Below are 12,747 nucleotides of genomic sequence, written 5' to 3'. Positions count from 1 at the left end.
GATCTTCATCTTTGATCAAGGTATATTGCTTGAAACTATGTGTTTTATCTTTTTGAATAACTCGAGGACATTCTTTAATGGGCTAGTTAAATTTAGCTAGTAGTTATTATATAGTTGGCTCTTTGGTGGTCTTTGCCTTATTCCTCTCCTATTTTAGGTTTTTTTGCCTAAGCTACACTGGCCATTAGAGCCTAGACTCAGATATATACTTTAATTGCAGTTGCATCTCTTGATAGTGAGGCATCGATGACTTCGTTTGTCGCCATTAGTATGAATGAAGCAATTTATTATTGAGTTCGTTTAATCTTTTAGATAGCTATAGGCATTATTTTTATATTGAACTATTCGATAATTTGAATTTTTTTTTGGAATGATATGTATCTTCGACGACTATGGAGTTTTCACTATAGGGTTTAGGTGGTATTGCCGATATGGGCTTACGAGGCGTGAGGCAACGACCTTAATTTATTTGGGTAGCAACCCACGAGTAGCAGTGTTTTTTAGGACGTGAACCAATTTATGGTGATAGCCTAAAGACAGTTGCCTATGAGATTCTTTTTCGACGTAGTGGCCACGATCTAAGCTTCGTGGACCAATTGGATTCGACTATAAGCGCGGATTTGATGCTGAACTCTCATACCATTGGGTTCGAGCAAATGTCGAACGGTAGGCCGCTCTTTATAAATGCAGATCGTGCACTTTTGGTAGGCGATATGCCGATTATCTTTGAGCCGGACCGAGCGGTCATTGAGATTCTTGAAACGGTTGAGGCTGAGGACTTAATCTTGGATGTTTGCAGGATACTTTCGGAGAAGGAGTTCAAATTCGCTCTAGATGGCGTGGTTGAATGGGATGAGCGATTTGAGTCACTTATTTCTTTTTGCACCTACGTCAAGATTGATATTCGAGAGGTCGCTAACGATAAGATTAGGTCTCTGATCGAGAGGTTTAAGGACTATAACATCTCCTTGTTGGCTGAAAAGGTAGAGACCTGGGCTGAGATTGAGCGATGTGATGATTTGGGTTTTGACCTGTTTCAGCGTTATGCGCTTTCTCGTCCCACCATTATTGAAGGTCGGACCATTGAGCCAACTGCCATCGCTTATTGAAGGTCGGACCATTGAGCCAACTGCCATCGCTTATTGAAGGTCGGACCATTGAGCCAACTGCCATCGCTTATTGAAGGTCGGACCATTGAGCCAACTGCCATCGCTAACGCGAGGTTGTTCACAAGGCTGGACTCTCCTGATGCTTCGTTGAACGAGATTGAGGCTGTGGTGCGCAACGATCCGTCGTTGGCTCATCGACTTCTAAAGGTTGCAGCAGATGGTAGTTCGAACGGCTTAGCTCGAAGAGTGAGATCTTTGCGAGAGGCCATTACTTTGGTTGGCTGGCGCAAACTAAAAGATTGGGTGATGCTATTATCGCTTTCGGATCCAATCGACTCATTTGAAGCGCAGTTTAATTCAGCACTTTTGCGTGCGAAGCTTTGCGAAAGTCTAACGCTACTTCTATTACTACAAAGTGCATAGGTGGCATATACGATAGGTATGCTTTCTGCATTGGACCTTCTTTTGGGTATTTCAGTAGAGGTGATTCTTGCTGATCTGCCCGTTGACTTAGTGCTCAAGAGTGCAATTTTGAGTTATGAAGGGTTATTGGGTAAGATCCTGGAGGAGGCTATCTTGATTCAGGAAGGCGTTGTCTCCTCCATGATCTTTGAGATGATTGCACAAGAGGGAGTTGGAATGCCCCTAGAGGTGTTGCAGGAGGCGTATCTGGACGTTATAGCTTTAGCGGATCAGCTGGTATCGTCGCTTTGGGAGGCTAACTCCTCGAAAGTGCGCCTTAGTGAAAACTCACTTTGTTGTCCTTCGAGGCCTATCTGCCTGGCGATCTAAAGAGGAAGATGGTCAGATATTAAAGTCGAACGATCGGCTTTAGTCTTATTCCGTTTCGCCATGTTTGAAGGATCAGCCCAATTGGATCTTTTGTGCGCCTTGGGTTTATCTCTTATTTGGGAGTGAGCTCATCGGCTACTTTTGTAGAACTGATAGTTTTAGCACCGAGGCCATGTGTCCATACTTGTACGGTCAGCGTCACCCAAAGGGCAGCGGCGACTCCGAGGTGGATGTCGGCCCAGACAGGGTTTGATTTACTCAATGCCACGCCGGCGCCGACGGCGGCTACGACACCTAAGAGGATGACTAGGAATTTGGAACGCATCTTCCACCTTTTGTCGGCGCTAGACCAAGCAGCAACGACGAAGGCCACGATGACAATTGCTGAGGCTCCCATCATCATACGGTGAAAGAGCGCTATGGCAGTTAGGCGAGCTGGACCATTCGCAAAGCATACTGGCCAGGTTGGACACGCAGCTCCCGCGCCGGAGCCAACTACCAAACTCCCAGAGAATAAAAGTGCGAGTGTAGTTTCCAACGACCACATTCCCCAACGTCGGGCCACTCTGGACAGGTGTTCGAATCGATCTTTGGTGAAACCTAGGACGCAAACAACGGTGGTAGATGCTAGAAAGGTCAGTCCTGTAAGTAGATGAAGGGCGACCGTCCAGGGTGCATTTCTCGCTAGAACTGTTAGTCCGCCTAGTCCGATTTGAAAGACGACTAAGCCTGCGGCTATCTGGGCTGCTTTGCGCACAGGTCCCCTTTCGCGATTGGCAAGGACCAGTGCCAGGGTTGAAAAGACGAAGATGGAGACGATCCCCGCTAGGTATCGGTGGCTTTCCTCTAAGATCGGATGGTATTTAAAGATTGGGCCGATTTGACCATAACAAAGTGGCCAAGATGGACATCCCATACCCGAGTTGGTGACTCGAACCGTACTTCCGAGGCCTACAAGCGCGTAGGTGAGAGCTGTAGTGGTAAAGGCCACCCAAGGCATCAACTTTGGGGCTAAAGTACGAGTGCGAATGTTGTCAGCCAATTTCATTTCCCTTGTTTAGTCGATTCACCCATAGGTTCTTGGTGATCTTTAGCGCCCATTGTCAAAAGAGGCTAAGCCAACTTAATCTTTCATCCCGCTGAAGCTAATTTTTTGGCGATGCCCTATTTGGCTTCTTTGAATAGCCTTCTAATTGGAGTTTTCGCATGGAAAATCTAATTTCGAAAGTTTTCAGTCGAATTGAGTCAGGAGGTGATTTTAGCGCGCTGATTTTGCCCTCAATAGGTACTTATGGCCCTAGTTGCGGTGAGCGATTCGTTATTTTGGTATTGCATTTGAGAGATGGGTTACCCAAAGATCTCTATGCGGAAATATCATGTTATGCCTGTTGAAATCCGATGTTAGAGTATTGAATGGCGTGTCGGGAAGTCTGGTCGACAGGTCTCCAAGGTTGGGGACTCGTTCTCGAGGAGAAATTATGTCAGACACCGTTCCTTTTGCTATTACGATTTTGATCGTCTCGATCGTGGGCCTACTTGCAGTTGTCTCCAGCCGGTTGTCTTCCTTGATCAAAATACCATCCCCAGCGTTTTTCTTTGTCGGCGCTAGTCTTGTCGCCACCTTTGCGCCCCACTTCGTCTATCTTTCTCCACGTTTGATCTCAAAGGTAGTTACAGTGGCTCTTGTTATCATTCTTTTTGAAGGCGGAATGCACATCGGGTGGAGCAAGGTCAAGGCGGCACTGATTCCCATCTTGGGTGTTGGAATTATTGGTACCTTTTTGACGACGATAGCCAGCGCCGTCTTTATTCATTATAGTTTTGGTCTCTCCTGGTATGCCGCGAGTCTGATTGCAACTGCGATTGCCCCCACAGACCCAGCTATGGTCTTTTCAGTGTTGGGTCAAAGAGAGATCTCCGGAATTAGTGGGGATCTCATCGAGGGTGAATCAGGTGCCAATGATCCAGTTGGAATTTCATTGATGGTTGCTTTGATAGGCGCTGGGGGAGTTGGTGCTTCTTCTCTTTTGAGCGTGGGAGGTAACTTTATACTGCAAATGGCAGTCGGTGCGCTTTTGGGAATAGTCGGTGGTCGCCTTCTCTTGGTCTTTATGAGGTCAATTCCGCTTCCAAAGGAGGGCCTCTATCCGCTTCGAAGCCTAACTTTCATATTTATCATTTATGCAGCTGCAACCATTGCTCATGGATCTGGCTTCTTGGCGGTCTTTCTGGGAGGAATTATCATTGGTGATGAGCGCGCTCCCTATAAGGGTGAAATTGTGCGCTTCCACTCTGCGCTGGCGAGTTTGGGCGAGATTGTTGCGTTTTTCTTTTTGGGAATGATGGTCGATCTTCATCAATTGATGGCTTCGGATATCTGGTTGCCTGGCCTGATAATCGCTCTGGTACTGATCTTTTTAGTCCGTCCACTCTTTGTCGGGCCGATTTTAGCGACTAGTTCGCTGTCTTTTAAGCAATCCATCTTTGTCTTATTTGCCGGATTGAAGGGCGCTGTTCCTGTCTTGTTGGGGAGTTACCTTCTAAGCTCACACATTCCTGGAGCATCACGCCTCTTTGGAATAATCGTGATAGTGGTTCTCGTCTCAGTTGTCGTGCAGGGTTCTTTTGTACCGATGGTGGCGCGACTTCTCTATGTACCGATGCGTATCGTTGAGCCAGAGCCCTGGTCCATCGGCGTCAGTTTGGCGAATGAGCCCGATGGAGTCCATAGGTTGGTTGTGGCCAAAGACTCACTAGGAGATGGGTCATCCATCTCAGAGGTGATGAATTTTCCTGGTGGTGCTTGGATTTCGATGGTTGTTCGTGATGGCGGGTTGATCCCAGTCAATGGAGCTACGATTTTGTTGGCGGGAGATAGTCTTTTGATACTTGGTGACAGTTATCTCTATGACGCTTTGGTCGAAACCTTTGAACGACATAAAGAATGAGATCAATGACAATACCCCTACGGTCTTTATGTGCCTTGTGGCTTCTTTTGGTATTTAGTCGCTGTCGGTGACTGGGTTTGCAATCTCTTCGGGAGGGGGTCGATCTATAAAGAAGCGGACATAAAAGATGGAACTCACAAACTGTAATATCGATCCAACCACAAAGGGCATCTCGTATGAGATTGAGTCAAAGAGGTATCCAGCCAAGAGAGGCGAAGCGCTTTGGGCTATTTGAGAGGGTATATTCGACAGCGCGGCAACTTGGGCTCGTTCGTTAGGGTCGGCCTGGCTCTGAACGTAGCTCGAACGTAGCGGCAAGGCGGCGCGCTGAACCGTGGCGCGAACTATGTAGAAGATAGAAGCGAGCAAAAAGGTGGGGGCATATGCAAACGGGATCAAAAGAAGTGCCTGACCAAAACGTAGAATGGTAGTTACCTTGACACTTCCGTAGCGATCAGCCAGCGTGGTTGCTACGCCAATTGGACCGAGGCTTATGGCGTTGGTGATCAGATATAAAATTGCCACTGTATTTGGGGTACTGTGGAACTTTACGAAAAAGAAATAGGTCAAAAACGGTCCGAACATCCCCACGGCCAGGCCATTTAGAGAATTCGTTATTGCCAACCTAAAGAGCAATCCCATAGAGTTGCGGGGAAGTAACGATCTCCTTGGCGCCTTGGAATCCTTATCTTTAGTCGGTTTTTTCTCTTCTTGGATTAAAAGGGCCACCAATCCGCCTAGTAGGGCAGCTATTGCAGCTATCGAAAAGGGGATTGTTATTGCACCATTTAGGTGCGATGGATGCAGTGAACCAAAGAGGGTGGCAGAGACCGCTGAACCAATCAAGGCGCCAACTACTGTCATCTGCGTAACTTTTACGAAAGCATCATTTCTTTTGGTCGATGCAATTTCGGCTAAAAGGGCCGATTCGGCCGGTTGATACGGACCGACTTGGCCCGCGCCTGCTCCTCCGCCACGACCAAAGCTACCCAAGACGGTACAGAGGATCAATATCCAAGCGATCGAGGTTGAGATAAAGACGATGAGGGTTACACTCACCACAATTGGGTAGACGACCATGAAGATCTTACGGCCAACACGGTCGGAGATGCTTCCAATAATGGCGGAGGTCACCATGGTAAAGATTGAAGCTAACCCAAAGACAACTCCTAGCTTGGTAGCTGAGAATCCGCTGGCTGCAAAGTAGATCGGAACGCCAATCGCCGCTATAACCCGCGATGTGCTCATTAGAGCTCTTGCAATGTAGATGATTCGTAGCTGCCAAAGCCGATCGGCAAATTTTTCTGTTGTCATCGATCTCACTTGAGCCCAAAACCCTTGATAATTTTGGGCTCAAGTGCTAAGGGAGATCGTTGTGAGTAGATGGATCGGCGATGGGCTAGTACTTTGGCCTTTATTGGCTTCAGATCGGAGATCGTCGAAAGCGTTAGCCTTTGGTGGAACGTCCATCGAAGGCTCGTTGGCGCTTGGGCATCGAAGTAACGAGCTCTTGTATAGTCGCTCCAGCCGTCTTTCTTTGCGAGGCCGCAAATATGGTTGAAAAATAGATATTTGTTGATTTTTTTGGGTGGTGATAGTTCGATAATGATAGGTACTCGGTCTTTTTCTAATACATTTCAATTTTTGTTAATTACGAAACTTAGTTGGCCCTTCGATTATCTGGGCCACGTGGAGAGATTACTTAGATTTTTTCTTACTTTTGACCCTATTTCTATTGATTGATGATCGCAATGAGGCTGGTGCCTCTACCAAGGTCTAAAGAGATAATGAGCAAGATGCAATGTTGGTTATCTTTAATAATCAGGTAATAGCCTTGGCGTAAATGATTCAACGGTTCAATAAAATACCTAAGACAAACGATGCTAGGCGTGATCTTTCTGAGCCCAAGGCGAAGCCGCTTTGGTTGATTGGTTGCATCACTTTGGTTCTTGGCAGTCTTCTTCTTTTGCAGCTTATGTTACATGGCCACATTGGAGCTGTCGATGAATACGACGACGGTGTTTATTTTGCTTCAGCGATGAATCTTGGCCATGGCGTGCTTCCCTATAAGGACTTTGCTTTTTTGCAGCCCCCGGTCATTTTATATCTACTTCTACCTGCTACCTGGTTTGGTAACCACTTCGGAACTATGTTTGGACTGGAGGTAGCACGTTCTTTTATCGATCTCATTCCACTTTGTAACGTAGTCTTAGTCGGGTTGGTTTTGAGGACTCGAAAAACTACTTCCCTGTTGCTGGGGATGGGGGTAATGGCATTTTACGAAGGGACGATTACCTCAGCCCAGACCGTTTTAATAGAGCCGGCTCTCTGTCTTTTTTGCTTGATAGCAATAGTGATAATCTTCTGGGAACAGAAGCTTACTAGTTCGATGTGGCGCCTGAGCTTAGGTGGAATCTCCTTTGGCATAGCTGGAGCAACCAAGCTATGGGCGGTGTTTCCTTTTCTGATTGTCGCTGTGATACTTCTTAGACGCTCTGTTGGTGTGAGTCTGCGCTTTGTCTTGGCCACCGGGTTAGGTTTTTTAATTCCGATCGCGCCTTTTCTTGTAACTTCGCCATTTTCGTTCTTTAACCAGATTCTATTTACTCAAGCTCGTCGAGGTTTTAGCGGGTTGACTATCTTTGGGCGGATCTCTAGCCTATCGTCTGAACTCTATATCTATCATTGGGACAAAGTTGTTGGGGTGCTGGTCGCAATTGTGGTTCTTTTGACTTTCATTTCTCTTAGTTTGAAGGTTATCAAGAACGTTGGATCGTCGAATTGGGAGTCGATAGAGGTATTTGGAATCGGCTCGACCCTAATTGTTGGGGCTATATTGGCGGTGGCTCCGGCCTACTATTACCATTATGCCGGTTTTGTGGCACCATTTTGCGCATTTGGCATCGTTGGGCTCTTTGAGTATTTCACAAACTCCCCCTTGGGCTTGGATGATCTACAACAACGGCGGCGTTATAGGGCTAAATCACAAAAAGTCTTTGTTGGGGCGTTGCTGGCGATATTGGTCATAGGTGACTTCGTGGGGATCTTCGAGAACCCCGCCGCTCCGATTGTTCCGCCGGTTGCCAAGGCTGCGGTTCAATCTTTAGGGTGCGTTGTTAGTGATGTTCCTACCGTAATGATTTTGATGAACAGGCTTACTACATTCACTAAGGGCTGCCCTAATGTCGTGGATTGGAATGGCCAAGAGCGTGTAGTTGATTTTGGTGCATCCGGGGTGGCTTCGGACGCTTCTAACCCCGCATTTCAAAAGATGGTTTTGAGTTGGTTTCGTTCTGCTACGACGGTGGTTCTAGGTGGAGCTTATCCTGGTGTTGGACCAGTTGCGATGCGTTACCTAAGAGCAAACTATAGATCTACCTACAATAAGAGCCTCGGTATTACGATCTATTCAAAGTTGTAGGGCTCTTTTTTTGGTGTCACTCTTGTTTTAAGCAAATTAAATCGTTGTTTTTGAGTCATGGGCAAAACGCAAATGTAAGGCGATGACTCAAAAACAGATGACAGAGGTTTCGCATGGAAAACCCATCGGATGATGACTATTGCATTTTATGTTCACTTGTCTAGCAATGTTTAGGCGGCTAATTTCGAAGGGTTCTGTTTTGGCACCCCGGCCAATTGGCAATTGTGGTGGTTTTTGGCTCATTTCTGGCCTGAGAGCATCTACGGAAAGTTGAAAATCTTTCCGTAGATGCATGTGTCAGATTAGCTCCAAGGTGCTCCCGTCAAAGAGTGGAGCCATTTCAAGGCTTCGGGCGTCAGCCTCGATAGCAACTAGATCCAAATCTTTGGGTAGGTGGTTTGCAGCTTCAATGACCTTTGGTAGTAGCGAATAGTCACTAGATGTATTTAGGAAGAGGTTCGGCCTTGACAGGACAAATGCGACGGCTCTTTTGATTGCTCCATCATCTTTTATCGGCTCATACCAGCTAAAGCGTCGATCGGTGGTATTGTCGTCACTCCATCGGCGCCGAGCAATTGACTTGATCGTCTGTATTGCCACGTTCTTGTTCGTTGCGATCTCTATCAACTCTTCAACATCACTCTTATATTGAGGATTGGTTAGCATCATGTAGTTGTAGGGAAAGAGAATGGAGTCATAGTCGTAGGCGCTTAGTGATCGAATATGCATGGAAGGGATTCGGGTTCCGTGACCGGTGACTCCAATGTACTTCACCAGTCCTTGTTGACGGGCATCTATCAACGCTTCAAGGGCGCCACCCTTGGAGTGCGCTATCTTCCACTCGTCTTCTTCTACCAAGTTGTGGAGTTGTATTAAGTCGATTTGATCGACGCCTAATCGAACTAAGGAGCGTTCAAGGGATGCGCGCGCTCCATCACCGGTTCGATCGCCAGTCTTTGTGGCTAGAAAGAATTTGTTCCTGTGGTCTTTCATCCAGGGCGCAATTCGCTCTTCGGAGTTTCCATAAGATGACGCCGTATCGATGTGATTGATACCAGCTGCGAGGATTACCTCCAGTGTCGCATCGGCGGTTGCCTGGGAGGATTCTCCCAATCCTGCCGCTCCGAAAATTACTCGGCTGGTCATATGTCCTGTTTTACCAAATTGAAGTTGAGGGATCATTTACCTATTTTATGCAATCGTTCTCGGAAAGATGCATCTAAGGAGGTGTTTTGACGGCTGATTTTTCCATTGCGATCCTTGTCTGAACCTCTTTGGATTTCGATTTGATCATCTTGATCGAATGGTTAGCTAAAACGCTCCGAGAACCACCGCGTTATTGCCTTTAGAATAGTGGCTCTTTTTGTGAGCGCTAAAGTGAATGGCCCAATTGAGAGTTCGATGCCTTGGCCAATTGGCGCGGCCCAAGAGATGGCTACCATTTCATCGCTCTGTGAATTACGAGGTTGGTAAAGCTAAAAATTGTAGTTGACGATTAGTTCGGAATTGCCCTTTGGATGCGGTGTTGGTTAGGGTTTAGGTTTTAGCTAGTTTCACTTGATCGATAGGTAGCATGATTAGGCCCTAGCGATCAGTTGATGCTCACTTGATTCAGATCTGATTATACCTCATGGTGACGCTTGGGATTTTTTTGAATTCCTCTCCTGGGCTGGTACCTTGTGTCGTGGCTTTCTTTGACTAGCACAATCTCGCCAAAACCCTATAGGCCATGTGTTGGGCATTGAACTGTTTATCAATCGTAAAGTGGGGCCACAATACCCTATGGGGTATATGATTATGGTGATAAGGTTAGGTTTTAGAGTCCATTTCTGTCGCTTTGGCGAGATTTGGATTGGTTGTAGGAATCATTATTTGATGGCCTCTCAAAAGGGTCACCATCTCTGAATGGAGTTAACTTATGGCTAGAGTCGTGATTTTAGGAGCGGGCATCTCGGGTCATACGGCTGCTCTTTATCTACGTCGCTTTCTTGATACTAGTCACGAGGTGGTGGTGGTCTCTCCGAATTCAAATTGGAATTGGATCCCCTCCAACATCTGGGTTGGCGTCGGAAAGATGACGACGAAGCAGGTTACCTTTCCCCTTGCGCCCGTCTATCGTCGTAAGGGCATCGACTTTCGCCAAGCCCTTGCGGTTGGCCTCTATCCAGAAGGCGACCAAACTTCGACTAAGCCTTTTGTGGAGATCATCCACACCTCCAAGAAAGAGAAGGACAGGCTGGAGAGATTGCACTATGACTATCTCATAAATGCCACCGGTCCTAAGTTGAACTTCGCGGCTACTCCGGGTCTTGGTCCTGATGCCAATACTCTTTCGGTTTGTACCCCAGACCATGCCACTAAGACCGCTGGTGAATTTGAAAAGATCATAGAAGCGCTCGCTAAAGGTGATCCAAAGACACTGGTGATTGGTGTCGGCCATGGAACCTGCACATGCGAAGGTGCCGCATTTGAATACGCATTCAATGTGGAACATGAACTACGCAACAGGGGTGTTAGAGAACTCGCTACGGTTATCTATTTGACAAATGAATTTGAGCTAGGTGACTTTGGTGTTGGGGGGATGGAATTTGTCCAAAATGGATTTGTGACCACCTCAAAGATGTGGACTGAGTCACTTTTTCGTGAGCGAGGTGTGAAGGCGATCCTCGGAGCACACGTTGAGCAAGTCGACGAAGGGGTGCTCACCTATGAGCAGCTAGATGGTTCAAAACTAACACTATCTTTTGATTTTGCAATGCTGCTTCCACCCTTTAGAGGTGTGGACCTAAGGGCATATGACCAAGGTGGAGATGACATTACCTCTGAGATATTTGCACCCAATGGCTTTATGAAGGTGGATGCTGACTACACCTCTAGAACATTCGATGATTGGAATGCTTCGGATTGGCCTAGCACCTATCAGTCCCAAAAGTACGAGAACGTCTTTGGCGTTGGTATTGCTTTTGCACCGCCACATCCCATCTCTCGACCAAGGACTAGTCCCAACGGAACAGTGATCTCACCTGCTCCTCCGAGAACTGGCATGCCATCTGGCGTAATGGGAAAGACCGTGGCCAGGTCGATCGCCGATCGAATTAATCTTGGAGAAGATGCCCCATTGCATAAGGCATCAATGGCCAAGATGGGTGCTGCCTGCATCGCCTCTGCTGGGGCTGGAATTAAAAATGGAACTGCTGCAGCGATGACAATGTACCCAGTTGTACCAGATTACCAGCGTTTTCCCGGCTCCGGTCGAGACTCTAAAGGGACATCTGGCGAGATCGGCTTAGGCGGACACTGGGTGAAATTGATGCTTCACTATCTCTTTATCTACAAGGCAAAAGCCCTTCCAGGATGGTATCGAATCCCCGAGTAGGCCAATTTAGGTTTAAAGCTCTATGAATTGAAAGGTCCAATGAAGAATTATGGATAATGGAAACCAAGATATTTCTCGTGCACCACTGCCTACGGCCAGAACGATTGCACTGAGGACCAATCTTTTCTACCAAGGCTGGCGATTTGTGGTCTTTAATCTCAAAATGTTAGGAATGGTCCTCAAGGGTCATGATTGATTTGATTGGGCGCGCTGAGGTGGTCTCGAGCGAATGAATCCGATAGCTAGCTTATCTGCTACAGATAATTTGGTATTAGAAATTCAAATCTTATCAAGGTCAATCAAATCGATATTCCGCAGGGTTGACGACCATGAACTGTCTAACAGGGTCGTCAACCATCATCCGACTTTTTTGGGTGAGCCATGGAAGTGTCTTCGTAGCCATTTCCTAGCAAGGTGATTGGCACAGTATGGGTTGTTGTATCTTTTGACGCGGGGACAACCCAAGTGCTCTCGATAGGGGATGCTTAATTCAGAGAGAATGGGTCCCCTCCTAGTGGTTTGACAAATAGGCAAATAAAGGTCTTAAAAGGTGCTCGGGCGGATTTTTGAGATAAAACACTTTTGAGTTCGAATTGTCGTTTTTGGTGTGTGGATTTCGTTCGCTTGAGTATGCGATCATTTTGCTGACTAGAACTTTTTGCTACCTTGCCTTTGGTTTTTGAAAGATCCAATGGGATGGGTTCAATGTTGGAACTTATTTTTGGTTTGGATCCAACTTGTGGTTAGATTGCTTTGATCAATTTTTGTTCATTTTAAGAGTGACAAGTTGCGGAGGTCTCCTTGACTTTAGGTCGAGCCGAGTTTCAACCCTAGAAAGTAAAACTGTGGGCAAATCTGTAATTAGTGAAGATCTTGCCGATGCTTTTAGAATGTTGGCCCTTAGGCGTCAGATGTATGTCCCTTTGATGAAGCTTTGGGATCAGCAACTGCGAACGATTTGAAATGATTATCTGGATAAATGGATTAAGCAGCGTGGATTCAACTTATTTTGCCCTTATGATCTGGACTCTTCCAGGCACTCTTAATGGGTTGAGTCCAAATTCAATGCGCAAGAATCTATGGTTAGCCCCAATGACACAT

The 12,747-nt window shown here is 46.7% G+C and carries 9 protein-coding genes; 6 read left to right on the top strand and 3 right to left on the bottom strand.

Going from position 1 to position 12,747, the window contains the following annotated elements:
- Positions 1 to 656: 656 nt before the first annotated feature.
- Genes ACIDITHRIX25_RS74730 through ACIDITHRIX25_RS74720 form a run of 3 tightly spaced genes read left to right on the top strand, consistent with a single transcriptional unit; the run spans position 657 to position 1,901 of the window.
- Positions 657 to 1,109: an EAL domain-containing protein gene (locus ACIDITHRIX25_RS74730; protein WP_201732823.1), complete on the top strand. Its 453-nt coding sequence runs from the start codon at positions 657 to 659 to the stop codon at positions 1,107 to 1,109.
- Between the two features lie 48 nt (positions 1,110 to 1,157).
- Positions 1,158 to 1,532, top strand: a complete 375-nt coding sequence (locus ACIDITHRIX25_RS74725; RefSeq protein WP_201732822.1) for an HDOD domain-containing protein — start codon at positions 1,158 to 1,160, stop codon at positions 1,530 to 1,532.
- Entirely contained in the window at positions 1,533 to 1,901 is a 369-nt protein-coding gene (locus ACIDITHRIX25_RS74720; protein ID WP_201732821.1) for a hypothetical protein, read from the top strand.
- A gap of 112 nt (positions 1,902 to 2,013) precedes the next feature.
- On the opposite strand, the gene ACIDITHRIX25_RS74715 is transcribed toward ACIDITHRIX25_RS74720, so the two are convergent.
- Positions 2,014 to 2,949, bottom strand: a complete 936-nt coding sequence (locus tag ACIDITHRIX25_RS74715; RefSeq protein ID WP_052604117.1) for a COX15/CtaA family protein — start codon at positions 2,947 to 2,949, stop codon at positions 2,014 to 2,016.
- A 430-nt stretch (positions 2,950 to 3,379) separates the two neighbouring features.
- Here ACIDITHRIX25_RS74715 and ACIDITHRIX25_RS74710 point away from each other — a divergent pair, with 430 nt between their 5' ends.
- The gene (locus tag ACIDITHRIX25_RS74710) at positions 3,380 to 4,849 is read left to right on the top strand and encodes a cation:proton antiporter domain-containing protein (protein ID WP_052604118.1); all 1,470 of its coding nucleotides are present in this window, start codon (positions 3,380 to 3,382) and stop codon (positions 4,847 to 4,849) included.
- Positions 4,850 to 4,903: 54 nt separating this feature from the next.
- Here the strand turns inward: ACIDITHRIX25_RS74710 and ACIDITHRIX25_RS74705 are convergent, their stop codons facing one another.
- Positions 4,904 to 6,163 (bottom strand): MFS transporter, encoded by a 1,260-nt coding sequence (locus ACIDITHRIX25_RS74705; protein WP_052604119.1) that lies wholly within the window; start codon positions 6,161 to 6,163, stop codon positions 4,904 to 4,906.
- A 529-nt stretch (positions 6,164 to 6,692) separates the two neighbouring features.
- On the opposite strand from ACIDITHRIX25_RS74705, the gene ACIDITHRIX25_RS74700 reads away from it, so the two are divergent.
- Positions 6,693 to 8,270 (top strand): phospholipid carrier-dependent glycosyltransferase, encoded by a 1,578-nt coding sequence (locus ACIDITHRIX25_RS74700; protein ID WP_052604120.1) that lies wholly within the window; start codon positions 6,693 to 6,695, stop codon positions 8,268 to 8,270.
- A 297-nt stretch (positions 8,271 to 8,567) separates the two neighbouring features.
- On the opposite strand, the gene ACIDITHRIX25_RS74695 is transcribed toward ACIDITHRIX25_RS74700, so the two are convergent.
- Positions 8,568 to 9,416: an aldo/keto reductase gene (locus tag ACIDITHRIX25_RS74695; protein ID WP_201732820.1), complete on the bottom strand. Its 849-nt coding sequence runs from the start codon at positions 9,414 to 9,416 to the stop codon at positions 8,568 to 8,570.
- A gap of 772 nt (positions 9,417 to 10,188) precedes the next feature.
- Here ACIDITHRIX25_RS74695 and ACIDITHRIX25_RS74690 point away from each other — a divergent pair.
- Positions 10,189 to 11,646: an NAD(P)/FAD-dependent oxidoreductase gene (locus tag ACIDITHRIX25_RS74690; RefSeq protein ID WP_201732819.1), complete on the top strand. Its 1,458-nt coding sequence runs from the start codon at positions 10,189 to 10,191 to the stop codon at positions 11,644 to 11,646.
- The last annotated feature ends 1,101 nt before the right edge of the window (positions 11,647 to 12,747 follow it).

It is taken from the genome of Acidithrix sp. C25 (assembly GCF_904848545.2).
This window is presented reverse-complemented; position numbering and strand designations above follow the sequence as displayed.